This window comes from Pseudomonas sp. NPDC090203, from assembly GCF_044746765.1.
Taxonomy (GTDB): Bacteria; Pseudomonadota; Gammaproteobacteria; order Pseudomonadales; family Pseudomonadaceae; genus Aquipseudomonas; species Aquipseudomonas putida_AD.
The window spans coordinates 64,790-83,118 of sequence record NZ_JBIVCV010000008.1 but is presented as its reverse complement, the minus strand read 5'-3'; the positions used below and the strand labels follow the sequence as shown (position 1 = coordinate 83,118).

Annotated in this window: 15 protein-coding genes and 1 tRNA gene; 10 read left to right on the top strand and 6 right to left on the bottom strand. The window is 59.8% G+C overall.

The genetic code is table 11. The features are described from left to right. Positions 1–161 precede the first annotated feature (161 nt). Positions 162–848 (top strand): energy-coupling factor ABC transporter permease, encoded by a 687-nt coding sequence (locus ACIPO9_RS15510; RefSeq protein ID WP_400605317.1) that lies wholly within the window; start codon positions 162–164, stop codon positions 846–848. A gap of 27 nt (positions 849–875) precedes the next feature. On the opposite strand, the gene yacG is transcribed toward ACIPO9_RS15510, so the two are convergent. Genes yacG through pilB form a run of 5 tightly spaced genes read right to left on the bottom strand, consistent with a single transcriptional unit; the run spans position 876 to position 5,485 of the window. Next, positions 876–1,079, bottom strand: a complete 204-nt coding sequence (gene yacG / locus ACIPO9_RS15505) for a DNA gyrase inhibitor YacG (protein ID WP_274133633.1) — start codon at positions 1,077–1,079, stop codon at positions 876–878. After that, positions 1,079–1,699: a dephospho-CoA kinase gene (coaE, locus tag ACIPO9_RS15500; RefSeq protein WP_400781886.1), complete on the bottom strand. Its 621-nt coding sequence runs from the start codon at positions 1,697–1,699 to the stop codon at positions 1,079–1,081. Before coaE ends, yacG begins: the two co-directional genes overlap by 1 nt. Next, the gene (locus tag ACIPO9_RS15495) at positions 1,696–2,568 is read right to left on the bottom strand and encodes a prepilin peptidase (protein WP_400781884.1); all 873 of its coding nucleotides are present in this window, start codon (positions 2,566–2,568) and stop codon (positions 1,696–1,698) included. Before ACIPO9_RS15495 ends, coaE begins: the two co-directional genes overlap by 4 nt. Before the next feature lie 2 nt (positions 2,569–2,570). After that, positions 2,571–3,788: a type II secretion system F family protein gene (locus ACIPO9_RS15490; RefSeq protein ID WP_400781882.1), complete on the bottom strand. Its 1,218-nt coding sequence runs from the start codon at positions 3,786–3,788 to the stop codon at positions 2,571–2,573. Positions 3,789–3,790: 2 nt separating this feature from the next. After that, positions 3,791–5,485, bottom strand: a complete 1,695-nt coding sequence (pilB, locus tag ACIPO9_RS15485; protein ID WP_400781880.1) for a type IV-A pilus assembly ATPase PilB — start codon at positions 5,483–5,485, stop codon at positions 3,791–3,793. Positions 5,486–5,711: 226 nt separating this feature from the next. Here pilB and ACIPO9_RS15480 point away from each other — a divergent pair, with 226 nt between their 5' ends. The 3 genes from ACIPO9_RS15480 (at position 5,712) to ACIPO9_RS15470 (ending at position 8,379) form a co-directional block, all read left to right on the top strand. Beyond that, entirely contained in the window at positions 5,712–6,146 is a 435-nt protein-coding gene (locus tag ACIPO9_RS15480) for a prepilin-type N-terminal cleavage/methylation domain-containing protein (protein ID WP_400781878.1), read from the top strand. Positions 6,147–6,187: 41 nt separating this feature from the next. Continuing rightward, a tRNA-Thr gene (locus ACIPO9_RS15475) sits at positions 6,188–6,263 on the top strand. A 37-nt stretch (positions 6,264–6,300) separates the two neighbouring features. Then, positions 6,301–8,379: an acyltransferase family protein gene (locus tag ACIPO9_RS15470; protein ID WP_400781876.1), complete on the top strand. Its 2,079-nt coding sequence runs from the start codon at positions 6,301–6,303 to the stop codon at positions 8,377–8,379. Positions 8,380–8,447: 68 nt separating this feature from the next. On the opposite strand, the gene nadC is transcribed toward ACIPO9_RS15470, so the two are convergent. Further along, positions 8,448–9,296 carry a carboxylating nicotinate-nucleotide diphosphorylase gene (nadC, locus tag ACIPO9_RS15465; protein ID WP_400781874.1) on the bottom strand — a complete coding sequence of 283 codons (849 nt, stop codon included), beginning with the start codon at positions 9,294–9,296 and terminating at the stop codon, positions 8,448–8,450. Between the two features lie 420 nt (positions 9,297–9,716). Here nadC and ACIPO9_RS15460 point away from each other — a divergent pair, with 420 nt between their 5' ends. From ACIPO9_RS15460 to ACIPO9_RS15435, 6 genes are all read left to right on the top strand, one after another. After that, a complete protein-coding gene (locus tag ACIPO9_RS15460) occupies positions 9,717–11,948 on the top strand; it encodes a DUF1631 domain-containing protein (protein ID WP_274133623.1) in 2,232 nt (743 codons plus the stop codon). Positions 11,949–12,229: 281 nt separating this feature from the next. Continuing rightward, positions 12,230–12,778, top strand: a complete 549-nt coding sequence (gene ampD, locus ACIPO9_RS15455) for a 1,6-anhydro-N-acetylmuramyl-L-alanine amidase AmpD (RefSeq protein ID WP_400781872.1) — start codon at positions 12,230–12,232, stop codon at positions 12,776–12,778. 15 nt (positions 12,779–12,793) lie between these two features. Further along, positions 12,794–13,630, top strand: a complete 837-nt coding sequence (gene ampE / locus ACIPO9_RS15450) for a regulatory signaling modulator protein AmpE (protein ID WP_400781869.1) — start codon at positions 12,794–12,796, stop codon at positions 13,628–13,630. Positions 13,631–13,651: 21 nt separating this feature from the next. After that, on the top strand, positions 13,652–14,422 hold the full coding sequence (gene surE, locus ACIPO9_RS15445; RefSeq protein ID WP_274133620.1) for a 5'/3'-nucleotidase SurE: 771 nt from the start codon (positions 13,652–13,654) through the stop codon (positions 14,420–14,422). A gap of 140 nt (positions 14,423–14,562) precedes the next feature. Continuing rightward, positions 14,563–15,987: a putrescine-ornithine antiporter gene (gene potE / locus ACIPO9_RS15440; RefSeq protein ID WP_274133619.1), complete on the top strand. Its 1,425-nt coding sequence runs from the start codon at positions 14,563–14,565 to the stop codon at positions 15,985–15,987. Further along, positions 15,984–18,269: an Orn/Lys/Arg decarboxylase N-terminal domain-containing protein gene (locus tag ACIPO9_RS15435; protein WP_400781866.1), complete on the top strand. Its 2,286-nt coding sequence runs from the start codon at positions 15,984–15,986 to the stop codon at positions 18,267–18,269. The genes potE and ACIPO9_RS15435 overlap by 4 nt, the downstream gene beginning before the upstream one ends. Positions 18,270–18,329 lie beyond the last annotated feature (60 nt).

Here is an 18,329-nt window from a genome sequence, read left to right as displayed (position 1 = left end):
TGAAACTGGCCAAAGTAAGGCTTTGGGCCACTACACACATCTGCTTACAGCTGCGAGGGTGAATAAACCGAGGTTTTGCGGTGTTATCGGGTTTGACACGCAGGCTTTTTCAAAAGGTGTAGGCTGCCCTTAATCCGAACCCATAAAAAGAAGTCGTCGCCATGATCGGAGCACAAGTTCTCACCCCCGAAACCATGATCCTGGGCTGGATGCTCTACCTTCCCCTCATTGCCTGGGCGCTGTGGCGTTGTCCGTGGATCGAATTGATCACCGACACCCGTCGCCAGCACGTGTTCTTCGGCACGGTGTTCGCCCTGTTTCTGCTCTGGTTGCTGCGCCGCGACTTCGACACCGGCGTGTCTTATCACTTCATCGGCATGACAGCCGTGACCCTGTTGCTGAACTGGCCGCTGGCGATTGTCGGTGGGTTGATGGCCCAGTTGGGCATGCTGTCGATGGGGCATCAGGACATGGCGTCGATGGGCGTCAACGGCCTGCTGTTGGTGGGCATTCCGGTCATGGTGACCGAAGCCTGCTGCCTGTTGGTCGAGCGCGCCCAGCCCAAGAGTCCGTTTACCTACATCTTCTGTTCCGGATTCTTCGCCGCAGCGCTGACCGCGCTGCTCTGTCTGCTGCTGGCGATGGGTTTACTATGGGTGGGTGGATTGTTCGCCATGCCGGAGTGGCTGGGGGACTTCATCGGCTACCTGTGGCTGATCATCTTCCCCGAGGCGTTCATCAACGGCGTAATCGTGACTGCGTTGGTGGTGTTCTGCCCAGAGTGGCTGGAAACCTTCAACCGCTCGCGGTATCTGTCCGAACCCTGGGTCGATGACGGTGACACCTGACGGCAACGCATCAGGTGTCACGCCCGGTCAATGCTGACGCGGGTCCAGTTCACCCGAAAACAGCTCGTCCTCGGCATCCGGCGCGACTGGAATCGCATGCTCTTCAGCAGCCCAGGCGCCCAGGTCGATCAGCTTGCAACGGTCGGAACAGAACGGCCGGAACTTGCTCGCTGGCGTCCATTCCACAGGCGCTCCGCAGGTTGGGCAATTGACGGTCATTGGTTGGCTCATCATTGGCCTCCACGCAAAGTTAGATAAAAGTGATGCAGGCGCTCGACCTCGCTTTTCAGCCACGCAGGGTCACGGTCATTGACGATGACATCGTCAGCCTGGCTCAGGCGATGCTCGCGGGTGGTCTGGGCCTTGAGGATCGCCCGGACCTGCTCTTCGTTGGTCTTGTCGCGCAGTACCGTGCGCTCGATTTGCAACGCCTCTGGCACATCGATCACGAGCACTCTCTGAACCATCTGGTGCTGAGTGGTTTCCAGCAACAGCGGCGACACCAGGATCGCATAGGGTGATTCGGCGCGGGCCAGGTAGTCGCGAATCTCTTCGCGAATCAACGGATGCAGCAAGCCCTCGAGCCAGGCCCGCTGCTGCGGGTCCTTGAAGATCAGCTCGCGCAACGCCGCCCGGTTCAGCGTGCCATCGGCCTGCAGTACGCCCGCGCCGAAGTGCTCGGCGATCCGTGCCAGGGCAGGGCGCCCGGGCTCGACCACCCAACGCGCGGCGTTGTCGGCATCGACCAGGTGTACGCCCAAATCGACGAAACACTGCGCAGCGGCGCTCTTGCCACTGCCAATGCCGCCCGTCAGGCCCAGAATCCAGGGAGCTGTTGCGTGAGAGGTCATCTGAAACCGGCGATCTGCAAATAAGAAGTGGTTATTTGAGCACCCCAGAGCAATGCGATCCAGCCCGCAATGGCCAGATAAGGCCCGAAGGGGATCGGCGTGCTGGTCTGGACATTGCGCGCACGCAGCAGAATCAGCCCCAGCACCGCCCCGACAATCGACGACAACATGATCGTCAGCGGCAGGATCTGCCAGCCACCCCAGGCGCCGAGCATGGCCAGCAGCTTGAAGTCGCCGTAACCCATGCCGTCCTTGCCGGTGAGCAGCTTGAACACCCAGAACACCGCCCACAGCACCAGATAACCCGCCACCGCGCCCCACAGCGCGTCAGTCAGGGTCGTGAACAGCCCGAACGCGTTGACGATCAGTCCCAGCCACAGCAACGGCAACACAATTGCATCGGGCAACAACTGATGATCGGCGTCGATCAGGCTCATCGACAGCAACCCCCAACTCAACACCAGCACCGCACCCGCCTGCCAGCCAAAACCGAAATGCCAGGCCACGAACGCCGACATCACCCCGCATGCCAGCTCTACCAGCGGATAACGCTTGCTGATAGGCGCCTTGCAGCTCGAGCACTTGCCGCCCAGGAACAGATAGCTCACCACCGGCAGGTTTTCCCATGCGCGGATCCTGTGCGAACAGTGCGGGCAGCGGGAGTGGGGGAGGATCAGGTTGAAGGTTTCTGCCTGCGGTTCTGGGGGCAGCTCCAGCACTTCACGCGCCTGGATCTTCCAGTCGCGCAGCATCATCGTCGGCAGACGGTAAACCACCACGTTGAGAAAACTGCCCACGAGCAGGCCCAAAACCAGGGTGCATAAAACAAAGGCCAGCGGAGAGCTGGCCAGGAGTTCGGGGAGGGACATGGCTAGACGACGTTTCCGAGCTGGAAGATGGGGAGGTACATGGCGATAACGAGGCCGCCGACGACAACACCCAGAACGGCCATGATCATCGGTTCCATCAGGCTGGTGAGGCTGTCGACCATGGTGTCGACTTCTTCTTCGTAGTAAGTCGCGACCTTGTCGAGCATTGAATCAAGGGCGCCCGACTCCTCGCCGATGGCCGTCATTTGCACCGCGAGCATAGGGAACACGCCCGTGCTGCGCATGGAGAAATTGAGCTGCATGCCTGTTGAGACGTCCTGTTTTACTTTATACACGGCGTTTCGGAACACGACGTTGCCGGTGGCGCCGGCAACGGAGTCCAGGGCGTCAACCAGTGGCACGCCAGCGGCAAACGTAGTCGAGAGGGTGCGGGCGTACCGTGCAACCGACGACTTGAAAATCAGCGGGCCGATGATCGGGATTTTCAGAAGCATTCGATCGATCGCGTCCCGGAATTTTTCAGAGGTCCTATGGGCCCTTCTGAAAGCCACGATTGCAATCACCAGACCGATCAGTACGAAGTACCAGTAGTTCTGGAGAAGTTCAGAAAGGCCGATCACCATCAGTGTAAAAGCCGGAAGCTTTGCGCCAAAGCTCCCGAACACCGCCTGGAATTGCGGAACGACTTTGATAAGCAGAATACCGGTCACGATGAACGCCACGATAATGACCGCCATCGGGTAGGTCATGGCCTTCTTGATTTTCGCTTTCAGCCGTTCGGTTTTTTCTTTGTAGGTGGCAACCCGGTCCAGCAATGACTCCAGCGCACCTGCCTGTTCGCCGGCATCTACGAGGTTGCAGAACAAATCATCGAAATACTGCGGCTTCTGGCGCAGCGAGGCCGCAAGGCTGTGCCCGGCGGCAACATGCTGCTTGATGTCGTCCACAAGCTTGCGCATGTTCGGGTTGTCAGAACCCTCACTGATAATGTCAAACGACTGCAGCAACGGAACGCCCGCTTTCATCATCGTGGCCATCTGGCGGCTGAAGAAAGCGATATCCAGTGGTTTGATCTTTTTGCCCGCACCAAATATCGAGACCGCTTTCTTGCGGACTTTAGTCGGGTTGATCCCTTGTTTACGCAGTTGCGCTTTTACCAGGGCCGGATTATGACCGTTTATCTCGCCCGTCTGTTTGGCGCCTTTTCGGTCTATACCTTCCCAGGTATAAATGCTGACCTTTACTGCTTTAGTCGCCATGGTTAATCCTTGGTCACCCGATTGATTTCCTCGAGGCTCGTCAGGCCATGCATGGCCTTCAACAGACCAGACGTTCGCAAGTCATTGAATCCGTCCTTGCGCATCTGTTCTGAAATTTCGATGGAGTTGCCTTCTTCCATGATGATGCGCTCCAGTGCCGGGGTGCTTTTCACCACTTCGTAAATCCCTACGCGACCTTTATAACCCGCATTGCACTGTTCGCACCCTACTGGGGAATACAGCTTGAACGAGCCGATTTTCTCTTCAGGAAAACCTTCGGCAATCAAAGTTTCCCGCGGTATTTCGATCTCTTTTTTGCAGTGCGGACAAAGCTTGCGTGCCAGCCGCTGGGCAATGATGAGGTTGATCGCCGTCGCGATGTTGAACGCCGCAACGCCCATGTGGTGCAGGCGTGTCAGGGTTTCCGCTGCGCTGTTGGTGTGAAGGGTGGACAGCACCATGTGGCCGGTTTGCGAAGCCTTGATCGCAATTTCAGCTGTTTCAAGGTCGCGAATCTCACCGACCATGATGACGTCCGGGTCCTGACGCAGAAACGCCCGCAGCGCTTGGGAAAAGTCCATTCCCTGACGCGGGTTGACGTTGACCTGGTTAATGCCCTCAAGGTTGATCTCGACCGGATCTTCAGCGGTAGAAATGTTGATGTCCGGGGTGTTCAGGATATTCAGGCCGGTATAAAGAGAAACGGTTTTACCCGAGCCGGTTGGGCCGGTCACAAGGATCATGCCTTGGGGCTTGCTCAATGCATCCAGATACAGAGCCTTTTGCTCTGGTTCGTATCCCAGAGCATCAATCCCCATTTGCGCGCTGGTAGGGTCGAGAATACGCATCACGATCTTCTCGCCCCAAAGAGTCGGCAATGTGTTAACCCGGAAGTCGATCGCGCGGCTTTTCGAAATGCGCAGTTTGATCCGACCGTCCTGCGGTTTGCGGCGCTCGGATATATCGAGCCCAGCCATCACTTTCAGTCGGGCAGCGATACGGGCCGCCAGTTGGGTTGGCGGTTTGGCCACTTCGTGGAGGATCCCGTCGGTACGCAAGCGTACGCGGAAAATCTTCTCGTAGGGCTCAAAGTGCAGGTCCGAAGAGCCCAGCCTGATGGCGTCCATCAGCATCTTGTTAACGAAGCGCACCACCGGTGCGTCATCGACGTCCTGACCTGCAATCGAACTTTCTTTGCTGTCATCGACGGTCTCGATTTCCAGACCCAGGTCAACATCGGAGATGTCGCCCAGACCCGAATGGCTGTCGAAGAACTTGTCGATGGCTGCCGTCAGTTTGTCGTCTTCAACCAGAATCGCTTCGGTATTGAGACCGGTGCTGAACTGGATATCAGTGATTGCCTGGTGGTTGGTCGGGTCGGATACGCCGACGAACAACTTGTTGCCCCGCCGCCACAACGGCAGCGCCGAGTGCTGGCGTACCAGCTTCTCGCTGACCAGCCCCTTGGGTTGGCTTTCCTTGTCGAGAGTGCTCAGGTCGAGGAATGGCAGGCCAAACTGTTCCGACGCAAGCTCGGCCAGTGTCAGGCTTTTGACCAGTTTGTTCTGGACTAGATAGTTGACCAGCGAAACCTTGTCCCGGCGTGCCTGCTGGTAGGCCTGTTGAGCAGATTTTTCATTGAGGAGTTCGGCTATGACGAGTTGTTTCGCCAAACCGGTGAGGACGACATCAGTCATTACAGCCACCAGACACAGACATTAGACCGTTTATAGCGTAGTCAGGCTTGGCTGCCAAATAGACGTGTGTTAGGTGACAAAAATTGTCAGTTAGTGCTTGAGGTGAGGACCAGCAATAGCCTGTGGCCTTGATTGCGCCTTATAGCAAACTAGGGCGACTCTTTGGCACGGCGCATGCTTTACCAGCGTGGGAGCATCACCTAATTTGACGCTTGGAGTAGTAGCGATGAATGCACAAAAAGGTTTTACGTTGATTGAATTGATGATCGTGGTTGCGATCATCGGTATTTTGGCTGCTGTTGCGATTCCGCAGTACAGCGACTACACCTCACGGGCTCGCGCCTCTTCCACCGTGAACGACTTGGCAGCCTACAAGCAGGCCGTCAGCCTGTGTGCGGCTGAAACGGGTGCTCTGACTGCCTGCGGTCCTGGCAGCAACGGCGTTCCTGCTGTAGTTGCAACGACGAACACTAACAGCCTGGCCATTACTGCCGCAGGTGTGATGACTGGTAACAGTGCGGCAACCGATGCTGGTGGTACTGCGCTGACCTTTACCTACACCCCTGCATTCAACGCTGCGAACGCGAATATGGTGTGGACCATGACTGGCACCATTTGCAACGCCACTCGTGGTTTGAAAGCTGGTCAAGGCGGTTGCTGATTCGCTTGTCGTGATTTCACAGGTTATTCTGTGATCTCACCGCCGAAATAGCTCAGTCGGTAGAGCAGCGCACTCGTAACGCGAAGGTCGTAGGTTCGATTCCTATTTTCGGCACCAGCAACACCTAAAAGCCCTGTCCTCAAGACCGGGCTTTTTGTTTCCGGCCACCTTTGTAACTCCCGCCGCAGCGCTAGCACCGCGTTCTGCAAGCCGCCCACGCCTTGCTGTTTCATTGCCGCTGCGCCCGCGCCGCGGGTACACTCGGCGCCCTCATTCACCGCGACCCGCTTGGCAGTCTGCCTTGCCGTCCTCATCTGCAAGACAAGCGATGCTTACCAATCAGAAATACCGGGCCGACATTGACGGCTTGCGGGCAATTGCCGTTCTTTCCGTTGTCATCTATCACGCGTTTCCCGCATTGCTGCCCGGCGGCTTCATAGGCGTTGACGTTTTCTTCGTGATTTCGGGTTACTTGATTACCGGCATCTTGCTCAAGGAACTCGAGTCCGGGACTTTCAGCATCTTCAAGTTCTACCTGCGAAGGATCCGGCGGATCTTCCCGGCGCTGTTGCTGGTGCTGGCGGCCTGTCTGATCGTTGGCTGGTATGTGTTGTTCGACGATGAGTTGAAGGCGCTCGGCAAGCATGTGTTTGCCGGGGCCGGTTTCATTTCCAACATTGCCCTTTGGCGCGAAGTTGGATATTTCGATACCGCCGCTGAATCCAAACCGTTGCTTCACTTGTGGAGCCTGGGGATCGAAGAGCAGTTCTACCTGTTCTGGCCGATCGCCCTGTGGGTGGGCTTTCGGTGCAGGAAAGTGGCGGTCTGGGTTTTCGCGCTCCTGATTGCGTTGTCGCTTTATGCGAGTGCCGTGAAGGTCAGCACCGATCCGACGGCCGCGTTCTATTCACCGCTCACCAGGTTCTGGGAGCTTGCGCTGGGCGGCGCCCTTGCCTATCTGCATGCAGGCAAGGCGATGAGTGCCCATCGTCTGCGCTGGACCCAGGAGGTCAGCGCTGTCGGCGGGATGCTGTTGCTGGCTGCGGGGCTGGTGCTGATCGACAAGACCCGATCCTTCCCGGGCCTGTGGGCGCTGTTGCCCGTGGGTGCGTCGCTGCTGTTGATCGGGCCTGGCCGGAACTCCTGGATCAACCGGCAAATCCTCTCGAACAGGCTAGCGGTGTGGGTCGGTTTGATCAGCTTTCCGCTGTACCTGTGGCACTGGCCGATCATGTCGTTCTCGACCATCGTCTCCAGCCAGTTCGCCGAGCCCTGGTATCGCGCAGGCGCGGTGGCGCTGTCTGTGGCGCTGGCGTGGATCACCTACAAGGTCGTGGAAACCCCGGTGCGCAAGTCCCGGACCAACACCAACGCTGCAGTGCTGGCGGTCATGATGGTGATGGTGGCAGCGCTGGGGATTTCGGTATTCAGGGGTACGCTGTTCGATATGCGGCAAGTGAGCCCGATGGCCCAGGACATGGGGCATACCAGGTTCTTCGATTACATGAAGGCCAACTTCTACCCCTGTGCGGATGAAGGCGTGCGGGCGCAATCGGAGACTTATGAAATCTACACCCGATGCATGCAGTCCAGGGCAGACAAGGATGTTGATGTCGCGATCATTGGCGACAGTCATGGGGAACATCTGTTTGTCGGTCTGGCAAAAGCCATGGACCAGCACACGGTCGCTTACTACATCCAGTCGAGTCCGCCTTATCTGAGCAATCCACGATTCAAATACATCTTTGATTTCGTGAAAGATCACCCCTCGATCAAGAAAGTCCTGATCACCATGCACTGGATTCAGCGGATCGATGAGATACCAGCAGGATCGACTCTCGAAGCCGAAGTGTATTCAACGGTGGAATATCTGGAGTCGTTGGGCAAAGAGGTTTACCTGGTCGATGACGTCCCTCGATTCCCTTTCGGCCCACAAGACTGTGTGAGCCGGGTGGGTACCACTACCCGTCATTGCTCGATTCCGTTCGCGCAGGCCAGCAAGGAACTCGATGCCTATAAAGCCCAACTGGTCGATGTGGCCAAGCGGGATGTGCGCGTGAAATATATTCCGGTGAGCCAGTACCTGTGCAATGCCGATGACTGCACGATGGTCAAGGATGCGCAGTTGCTCTACCGGGATAATAACCATCTGAACGTGCACGGCTCGTCCATGGTCGGCAAGTTGATCGTGCGCGACAACCCCGAGTTGTTGTCCGGGTTTGGCGGAAGTTGATTGCGCATTCCCATTGAAGAAAAACCCGCTACGGCGGGTTTTTCGTTTTCAGGCTCAACCCGTTCCGGTCAGATGCTCAACCGCATCGACAGGTCCACCGCCTTCACATCCTTGGTCAGCGTCCCGATCGAGATGTAGTCCACGCCCGTTTCGGCAATGGTGCGCAACGTCGCATCGGTGACGCCGCCGCTGGCTTCGAGTTTGGCGCGGCCAGCGGTGAGGCGCACGGCTTCGCGCATGTCGTCCAGGGACAGCTCGTCGAGCATGATGATGTCGGCGCCGCCGTCCAGGGCCTGTTTCAGTTCGTCCAGGCTTTCGACTTCCACTTCCACCGGTTTGCCGGGGGCGATCTTGTGGGCTGCGGTGATGGCCTGGGCGATGCCGCCGCAGGCTGCGATGTGGTTTTCCTTGATCAGGAAGGCGTCGAACAGGCCGATTCGGTGGTTATGGCAGCCGCCGCAGGTGACGGCATATTTCTGCGCCAGGCGAAGGCCGGGAAGGGTCTTGCGGGTATCCAGGAGCTTGACCTGGGTGTCGGCGACCATGTCAGCGTAATGCTGCGAGCGAGTGGCGACGCCCGAGAGCAACTGCAGGAAGTTCAGCGCGCTGCGCTCGCCGGTGAGCAGGGAGCGTGCAGGGCCTTCGAGGTGGAACAGAGGCTGGTTGGGCTGGACACGGTCACCGTCGGCGACTTGCCAATGCACGGCCACGCGCTGATCGAGCTGGCGGAACACACTGTCGACCCAAGCGGTGCCGGCGATCACGGCGGCGTCGCGGGAGATCACGGTGGCCTTGGCCAGGCGCTCGGCGGGGATCAGTTGCGCGGTGATGTCACCACTGCCGATGTCTTCGAGCAACGCACGGCGTACGTTGGCTTCGATTTCTGCGGTCAGTGCGGCAAGACGAAGATTCGGCATATCGGACTCCACTTACTAAGTCGCCGGAGTATAAGGCAGTCGTCTGTACCAACCCACCCACGCTGGAACATCCATTTGAGGGGATGTGCTGCATTTTGTCGGTTTTTTCCCGTTTCATGCGACAGAACGCGATTTCCGCGGTCTATCCCTGCACGTGCCGCTCCGTCTGGGCCTACGCTTGTAGCAGCGATGCATTTTTGCGACCCGGACCACGAGACCGCTGGCGAGCGGAAGGCATTTCAAAGATAATTCGCCCCGCAGTTGATGTCATAGCCTTGACGTCATAGTTTTGACGTATGCCGTAATACCCCAGGGACTACACACTCGCGATCCGTCCAGATGGAGCCTGCCTCCAACTGGTCTCAGGTTGTGGCGCAAGCAGTGGCTGTTGTAAGTGATGGTTGATGAATGGAGTCCTTGATGCAGAACGACAGTAAAGTGGTGCCGTTGAGCAAGACGAGCTCCGATCATTCGGGTGCCTCGCCTGTCGCTCGGCTGCCCGTCGTTTTGCTGCAGGTGCGTGACAAGGCCGCCCAGCAGCTCAAGGAAAGCCTTCAGACCCTCTTCGACAACGCCGATGACACCCTCTTCGAGATGGCGGACCGGGCGCGCAACAACGCCGAGCAGAGCATCTTCTTCGAAGCCATGCGCGACTTGCGCCTGAAGCGAAAGAGTATCGAGCGCAATTTCCTCGACAAATTCTTCGAATCCTTCCTGCGCCTCGGCCAGTACGAAATCGCCGAGCCGATCCTCAGCGACCCCGTTTCCTTCGACAAGCTGGCGCTGGTCCACAACGATGACCTGGAACGCACGGTTGCCGTGGACAGCATGGTCACCAAGGTCATGAACCGTGACGGTGTCGCGCTGGGCCAGTTGACCACGCGCCTGAACGAGTTGATTCCCCAGAGCCTGACCGACGAAACCAACCCCCTGGGGCCGACCCTGCTGTGTGATTTCTTCTTGCAGGCCGGGCGCAATTTGGGCGTCGAGATCAAGGTCAAGCTGATCATTCTCAAGCTCTTCGAAAAGTACGCGCTGAGCAATGCCGATCAGCTTTACGAAGAAGCCAATTACCTTTTGATTTCCGCCGGTGTGTTGCCGGATCTGAAAGTGTTGCCGTCGCGCCGCTCTACCGATCGTTCGGCAGACGCAGCGCCCGCAACCGAAGCCCAGCGCGCCGACAGCGCTGCGCTGGTGCAGGCCGCCGAGAAGCTCGACAAGAGCGTCCAGGAAGTCTTCGGCGCCTTGCAGGAGCTGCTGGTGCATGTGCGCGGCAACCTCACGCCGCGCCCGGACAGCGTCACTGAAGCACGGCCGATTTCCAGTCAGGACCTGCTGCGCCTGCTGTCCCATCTGCAGCAATACGTGCCTCGCGCCGAAACCCCGGATGACTTCGACCTGCGTGCGCAGCTCGAGCAACTCATCGGTCGCGTGAGCGCGCGCAGTGGCAAGTTCCGCACCGTCGGTGCAACGGATGAGGATGTCATCAACCTCATCTCGATGCTGTTCGAGTTCATCCTCGACGACCGTAACCTGCCATCTTCCCTGCGCGCGCTGATTGGCCGGTTGCAGATTCCGATGCTCAAGGTCGCGGTGATCGACAAGAGTTTCTTCAGCCGTGGCAGCCACCCTGCGCGGCGCCTGCTCAACGAGATCGCTTCGGCAGCGCTCGGTTGGGGAGGGCGCGACGACAGCCAGCGCGATTCGCTGTACTCGCGCATCGATCAGATCGTGCAGCGGTTGCTGCATGACTTCGTCGACGATCCGGCGATCTTCACCGAATTGCTGGTGGATTTCCTGGCGTTCACCAGCGATGAGCGTCGTCGCAGTGAGCTGCTGGAGCAACGCACCCGCGATGCCGAAGAGGGCCGTGCCCTGGCCGAGCTTGCGCGTCAGCAGGTGCAACAGGCGCTCAATGATCGCCTGTTGGGCCGCACGCTCCCTGAAGTGGTGGTGCGTCTGTTGCAGGAGGCCTGGAGCAAGGTGCTGCTGCTGACCTGCCTCAAGCATGGCGAGCAGTCGGCCGAGTGGAAGTCGGGGCTGCAGGCCATGGATGATCTGATCTGGAGCGTCGAGCCCCACGAGGAGCCCGAGGCCCGTCAGCGCTTGCTGGAACTGGTGCCGGGCCTGCTCAAGTCGCTGCGCGATGGTCTGAGCAGCGCGGCGTTCGATCCGTTTGCCACCAGCGAGTTTTTCAGCCAGCTCGAAGCGCTGCATGTGCAGGCGTTCAACAACGTTGCGCGAGCGCCACAGGCCGAGACGGCGCAGGAGCCCGCTGACGGCCCGTCGATGATGGCGGTGGTGGAAGAAATCGTGCTGGTTGCGCCAGGTGAGCAGGTGATGCGCGAGCCTTCGCTGAACTTGCCGGACGACGATGCCGGGCTGCAACAGGTCGATACCCTGCGCCTGGGCAGTTGGGTCGAGATCCAGGAAGACGAAGACCACAAGCTGCGCTGCAAGCTGGCGGCGATTGTCGAGCCGAGCGGGCGCTACGTGTTCGTCAACCGCACGGGCATGAAAGTGCTGGAAAAAACCCGCATGGGCCTGGCCGTCGAATTCCGTCGCGGCACTATCCGCGTGCTGGACGATTCGCTGCTGTTCGACCGCGCCCTTGAATCGGTGCTGGGCAATCTGCGCAAGCTCAAAGGCTAAAACCCCTGTAGCAGCAGGGCTTGCCCGCGGGGCGATCTCAAGTACGCCCCCGCCGGCAAGCCGTGCTGCTACGGGTTGTTTACTTGTTCTTGGATCGCATGAACACCTCAATCCCCTGTAGAAGCGCGCTTGCCCGCGACGGCGGTCTTACCGGCGCCCCCGCCGGCAAGCCGTGCTGCTACGTGTGGATCGGGTTTGCAACATCGGATCACCATTGCCCGCCACATCTCGTTCCATCGCGGGCATACTGGTCGCTGTCGATTCACGCTTAAGGACCCTCCATGCGATTGGACCCTGCCACGGGCTGGTGTCACGGAGCGCATCCGTGCCCTTCGCCCAATTTCAATGACCGCCCCGAGGCGGAAATCTCGCTGCTGGTGATCCATAACATCAGCCTGCCGCCCGCGCAGTTCAAGACCGGCAAGGTGCAGGAGTTTTTCCGGAATCACCTGGACGTCACCGAACACCCCTACTTTGAAGGCATCGCCGAGCTACGGGTTTCTGCGCATTTCCTGATCGAACGTGATGGCGAGCTGACCCAGTTCGTCTCCTGTCTGGACCGTGCCTGGCATGCCGGGATCTCGGTGTTCGAGGGGCGCGAGACGTGCAACGATTTCTCCATCGGCATCGAGCTGGAAGGCACCGATGACCAGCCGTTCACCGACGCGCAATACGATGCGCTGATCGCCCTGACCCGGCAGTTGCAGGCCGCCTGGCCCGCGATCACCAACCAGCGCATCTGCGGGCACAGCGACATCGCCCCGGGACGCAAGACCGATCCGGGTCCATGCTTTGACTGGGCACGGTTTCGTTCGGCTTTACAGGATTGAATCAAGGAGCAGGTGATGAGTTTTCTGGTGTTGCTGTTGGCAGTGTGGATCGAGAAGTTTTCCGCCCTGCGCCAGCGTGTTCAGCGTGACGCTCCGTGGCTGTACCAACTGAGCCGGCTGGAGTCGAACCCAGGTACGGCAAAGCGGCCGTGGTGGATACTGTCCCTGATCGTGCTGCTGCCGTTGCTGGTGCTGGCCCTGGTGCTGTGGATCGTCGGCTCCGTGGCCTATGGCTGGCTGGCGCTGCCGATTCACCTGCTGGTGCTGATCTACAGCCTGGGGCGCGGGGACATCAAGGCCAATCTGGGATCATTCCGCGATGCCTGCCGGCGTGGTGATCAGGAAGCGGCCGTGCTGGTCGCCGAGCGCGACCTGGGCGTGCAGGCCGAGAACGAAGAGCAACTGCTCGGCGGTGCGCAAACCTACCTGCTGTGGCAGGTGTATCAGGGCTTCTTTGCCGTGATTTTCTGGTATTTCCTCCTGGGCCCGGTCGCGGCCTTGGCCTATCGCCTGCTGGCACTGGCCGCTGAGCATGGCAGGACTGCGCCGCTGGTGGAGCGCGCCACGCAACTGCGCCATGCATTCGATTGGGTGCCGGTGCGCCTGCTGGCTGCAAGCTTTGCCCTGGTGGGCAATTTCGTCGCGGTCAGCCGGGTGATGCTCGGTGAGTTGCTCAACTGGAACATCAGCGCCTCGCAGCTGATTACCAAGGTGGGCTGCGTGGCCGGCGAGGTTCCGGCGCCGGTTGTCGGCGTCGAAGGTGTGAACAGTCTGGATGTCTTGTGGGAATTGCTGATTCGCGCGGCCATCGTCTGGTACGCCGGTTTTGCGTTGTGTACCTTGTTTGTCTGATTGCCAGCCGAGGAGATGTGCATGCCCCCGAAGATCGAGCGAATCCTGATCACCAACGACGACGGCATCGACGCCCCGGGCCTTGAGGTACTGGAAGCCGTGGCCCGTGAGCTGGCCGATGAAGTGTGGGTAGTGGCGCCGGATCAGGATCAGAGCGGCATTTCCCACGCCCTGAGCCTGCACCATCCGCTACGGGTGAAGGCCCGTGGCGAGCGGCGCTTTTCGGTGTCCGGCACGCCAGCCGACTGCGTGGCCATCGGTGTGCGCGAGCTGATGAAGCAGCCGCCGCAACTGCTGCTGTCGGGCATCAACAAGGGGGCGAACCTGGGCGTCGAAACCATGTTTTCCGGCACCGTCGGTGCGGCCATGGCCGGCTTGCTGATGGGCATTCCCTCGATTGCCCTCAGCCAGTTCTTCAGCCGCCGCGATGCGGTGAAGTGGGGCACGGCCCGTGCGCTGGCGCCCGATGTGATTCGCAAGGTCCTTGGGATGCAGTGGGCAGGGGACGTGTGCCTGAACATCAACTTTCCGGATGTCGAACCCGAGCAGGCCGGACCGCTGCAGATCACCCGGCAGGGCATCGGCCGCATGGACGGCCTGAATATCACCCAGCGCACCGACATGCGCGAGCAGGGTTATTACTGGCTGAATATCGACCGCCACGACCGCCCGGATTTCGATGACAGCGAAACCTGGGTCGTGACCCATGGCGGGGTCTCTGTAACGCCGTTGCGCTTCGAGCGCACCGATATGAGTGTATTCGAACGGATGAAAAACAATCTGACCGAATGACCCGTTAATATCCGGCTAGTGTCTCTGCAAGTTGATTAAGTGGCGCTTTGACAGTACTCAGCGCGCCACTCATTTCTTGATTAGTGAGAAACATTTGCTATAGCTAAAAGCCTCTCACTTCATCCAGCAGAGGCAACGGAATGTCAGTCGCAAAGAAAATGAGCGTGGGACAACTGACAATGTTGACGGCCGTCAACATGTTGGGCTCCGGCATTGTGTTGTTGCCAACCAAACTCGCCGAAGTCGGCGGTATCTCGATTCTGTCCTGGCTGATAACGGCCACCGGCTCGCTGGCGCTGGCCTACGCCTTCGCCCGCTGTGGCATGCTCAGCCGCAAGACCGGCGGGATGGGCGGCTATGCCGAATACACCTTTGGCAAGTCCGGTAACTACATCACCAACTACACCTATGGCCTGTCGTTATTGATTGCCAACGTGGCGATCAGTATTACGGCCGTGGGTTATATCCAGACATTATTTGGGCTAAAGCTTGACTCGTTGCAAGTTGGCCTGGCCACTATCGCCCTGTTGTGGATTACCACATTCGCCAACTTCGGCGGTGCCAGTATTACCGGCCGGATCGGCTCAGTCACCGTATGGGGCGTCATTGCACCGGTGGTTCTGGTGTCCACCATCGGCTGGTTCTGGTTCGACAGCAGCGTGTACGCCGCTGGCTGGAACCCCCACGACAAAAGCTGGTTCGAAGCGGCCGGGGCCTCGGTGGCGATCACCCTGTGGGCATTTCTGGGGCTGGAGTCGGCGTGCGCCAACGGCGATGCGGTGGAAAATCCCGAGAAGAACGTGCCCATCGCGGTACTGGGCGGCACCCTGGGCGCGGCGGTGATCTACATCGTGTCCACCAACGTGATCGCCGGCATCGTCGACAACGCCGAACTGGTGTCCTCCACCGCACCCTTCGGCCTGGTGTTCGCCAAGATGTTCACGCCCATGGTCGGCAACATCGTCATGGGGCTGATGGTGCTGGCATGCATAGGCTCGCTGCTTGGCTGGCAATTCACCGTGGCGCAGGTGTTCAAGAGTTCGGCGGACACCGGCTACTTCCTGCCGATCTTCGCCAAGGCCAACAAGCATGGCGTGCCGATCATCAGCATGCTGATCCTGCTGGCGATGCAGACGGCCATGGCCTTGCTGACCATCAGCCCCGACCTTGCCAAACAGTTCGACACCCTGGTCAACCTCGCGGTGGTGACCAACCTGGTGCCGTACATCCTGTCCATGGCGACTCTGATGACCCTGCAGAAGGTGTCCAACGTTCCGCCTGACAAGGCACTCATCACCAACATCGTGGCCTACATCGCGGCGGCCTACAGCTATCTGGCGCTCTATAGCTCGGGCGAGCAGGCGTTGATGCTCGGCGGCGTGGCGACCATCGTCGGCTACACGCTGTTCGGCTTCGTCAACACTCGCCTGATCAAACTGGAGGCACTCAACAACAGCGTTCCGACCCAGACCGTCGCGGCGCAGCACCTCACTGCGGACCCCATCCCCGTGAATAACCTGCCTCTCAACAGCGTGAATCAGGCCACCTTGGAGACCCACCCATGACGGAATACAGACACCTGCTCGGCATGCTGGCGCTGCTGGTCTGCAACCAGCCGGACAAACGCAGCGTCTTTGGCCGGGCGCTGATCCAGCTCATCAGTGACGTCGAAGAACGCTCCATCAGCGTGTTGACCTCGGAAAGCCTGAGCGACGCCAAGTCGATCCTGAGCACTGACCCGGCCGTCCAGTGCGTGCTGCTGAGCTGGGAGATGGACACCAGCGAAGACCACCAGGAATGCATCGACCTGCTCACTGCGCTGCGTGAGCGCAACACCCGCGTCCCGGTTTTCCTCATCAGCGACCGCAGCACCGCCTCCAGCGTGCCGCTGATCGTCATGCAGCACGCCGATGACTTCATCTGGCTGCCCGAAGACACCAGCCGCTTCCTGAGCGGGCGGATCATGGCCGCCATCGAGCGTTATCGTCAGGCGGTGTTGCCGCCGATGTTCGGCGCGCTGCTCAAGTTTGCCCGCAGTTACGAATATTCCTGGCACACGCCGGGGCACGCCGGTGGTACGGCGTTTCTGAAGAGCACGGCGGGGCGCGCCTTCTACGAATTCTTCGGGGAAAACCTGCTGCGCTCGGACCTGTCGATTTCCGTCGGCGAACTGGGCTCGCTGCTCGACCACAGCGGCCCCATCGGCCAGGGCGAGCGCTATGCGGCCAAGGTGTTCGGCGCCCATCGCACCTACTACGTGACCAACGGCTCGTCGATGTCCAACCGGGTGATTCTGATGGCCAGCGTCACGCGGGACCAGATCGCCCTCTGCGACCGCAACTGCCACAAGTCCGCCGAGCATGCGATGACCCTCTCGGGGGCGATTCCGACCTACCTCGTGCCCACGCGCAACCGTTTCGGCATCATCGGCCCGATCCTGCCGCAGACCTTGAGCGCCGAGGGCGTGAAGGCGGCCATCGCCAACAACCCGCTGGTCAAGAGCCACATCGACCCGACACCGGTGCACGCCATCGTCACCAACTCCACCTACGATGGCCTGACCTACAACGTCACCCGGGTCGAGCAGTTGCTGGGGCAGAGCGTCGACCGCCTGCATTTCGACGAGGCCTGGTACGGCTACGCGCGCTTCAACCCGTTGTACAAGGATCGCTTCGCGATGCATGGCAGCCCGGACGATCACGATGCGTCCAAGCCCACGGTGTTCGCTACCCAGTCCACCCACAAGCTGCTGGCGGCGTTGTCCCAGGCTTCGATGATTCACGTGCGCAACGGGCGCAACCCGATCCCTCACGGTCGCTTCAACGAGTCGTTCATGATGCACGCCTCGACCTCGCCCAACTACGCGATCATGGCCTCGTGCGATGTGAGTTCGGCGATGATGGAATCGCCCAGCGGGCAGATTCTGACCAATGAATCCATCGAAGAAGCGATTGCCTTTCGCCAGGTCATCTCGCGCATGCAGAGCGAAATGCTCAGCAATGACGACTGGTTCTTCTCCTGCTGGCAGCCGCCGAGTGTGCAGGTGGGCGCGACCTCGCTGCCGTTCCATGAGGTCGATCCGGCCAGGCTCAAGAGCGATCCCAACTGCTGGGTACTGCACCCGAACGAAGTCTGGCACGGCTTCGGCGACATCGAAGACGGCTACTGCATGCTCGACCCGATCAAGGTGTCGATCCTCAGCCCCGGCATGGGCGACGACGGCAACCTGCTCGACTTCGGCATCCCTGCCTGCGTGCTCAGCGCCTACTTGGGGCGCCAAGGCATCGTCGTGGAGAAAACCACGGACTTCACCATCCTGTTCCTGTTCTCCATCGGCATCACCAAGGGCAAATGGGGCACGCTGGTCAACGCTCTGCTGGACTTCAAGCGCGACTATGACCTGAACCTCGAACTGGAGCTGTGCCTGCCCGACCTGCTGACCGCCAACCAGGTGCGCTATGCGGGGATGGGCTTGAAGGATTTGTCCCAGGACATCTTCGCCGCCATGAAGAAAACCCGGACCACCGCAGCCATGGCCCAGGCGTTCGGCACCCTGCCCAAGGCCGAATTCAGCCCGGTGGAGGCGTACGAAAAACTGGTCAAGAACGAGGTCGAGCAGGTCACGCTGGAAGAGGCTGCCGGACGCATCGCGGCCACTGGCATCGTGCCCTATCCGCCAGGCATTCCGCTGTTGATGCCGGGAGAAAACGCAGGGCCTGCGGATGGGCCGCTGTTGGCGTATCTGAGGGCGCTGGAGAGCTTCGACCGGTCATTCCCGGGGTTCACCCATGACACCCACGGGATCGAGAACGAGGCGGGGGTTTATCGGTTGCTGGTCTTGAAGTGATTCAACCGTAGCAGCACGGCTTGCCGGCGGGGGCGATCTTGCGGACGCCCCCGCCGGCAA

Bases quoted from the DNA above. Each gene is read 5' to 3' on its own strand.
- ACIPO9_RS15510 (WP_400605317.1), top strand. From the start codon at position 162: ATGATCGGAGCACAAGTTCTCACCCCCGAAACCATGATCCTGGGCTGG.
- yacG (WP_274133633.1), bottom strand. From the start codon at position 1,079: ATGAGCCAACCAATGACCGTCAATTGCCCAACCTGCGGAGCGCCTGTG.
- coaE (WP_400781886.1), bottom strand. From the start codon at position 1,699: ATGACCTCTCACGCAACAGCTCCCTGGATTCTGGGCCTGACGGGCGGC.
- ACIPO9_RS15495 (WP_400781884.1), bottom strand. From the start codon at position 2,568: ATGTCCCTCCCCGAACTCCTGGCCAGCTCTCCGCTGGCCTTTGTTTTA.
- ACIPO9_RS15490 (WP_400781882.1), bottom strand. From the start codon at position 3,788: ATGGCGACTAAAGCAGTAAAGGTCAGCATTTATACCTGGGAAGGTATA.
- pilB (WP_400781880.1), bottom strand. From the start codon at position 5,485: ATGACTGATGTCGTCCTCACCGGTTTGGCGAAACAACTCGTCATAGCC.
- ACIPO9_RS15480 (WP_400781878.1), top strand. From the start codon at position 5,712: ATGAATGCACAAAAAGGTTTTACGTTGATTGAATTGATGATCGTGGTT.
- nadC (WP_400781874.1), bottom strand. From the start codon at position 9,296: ATGCCGAATCTTCGTCTTGCCGCACTGACCGCAGAAATCGAAGCCAAC.
- ACIPO9_RS15460 (WP_274133623.1), top strand. From the start codon at position 9,717: ATGCAGAACGACAGTAAAGTGGTGCCGTTGAGCAAGACGAGCTCCGAT.
- ampD (WP_400781872.1), top strand. From the start codon at position 12,230: ATGCGATTGGACCCTGCCACGGGCTGGTGTCACGGAGCGCATCCGTGC.
- ampE (WP_400781869.1), top strand. From the start codon at position 12,794: ATGAGTTTTCTGGTGTTGCTGTTGGCAGTGTGGATCGAGAAGTTTTCC.
- surE (WP_274133620.1), top strand. From the start codon at position 13,652: ATGCCCCCGAAGATCGAGCGAATCCTGATCACCAACGACGACGGCATC.
- potE (WP_274133619.1), top strand. From the start codon at position 14,563: ATGTCAGTCGCAAAGAAAATGAGCGTGGGACAACTGACAATGTTGACG.
- ACIPO9_RS15435 (WP_400781866.1), top strand. From the start codon at position 15,984: ATGACGGAATACAGACACCTGCTCGGCATGCTGGCGCTGCTGGTCTGC.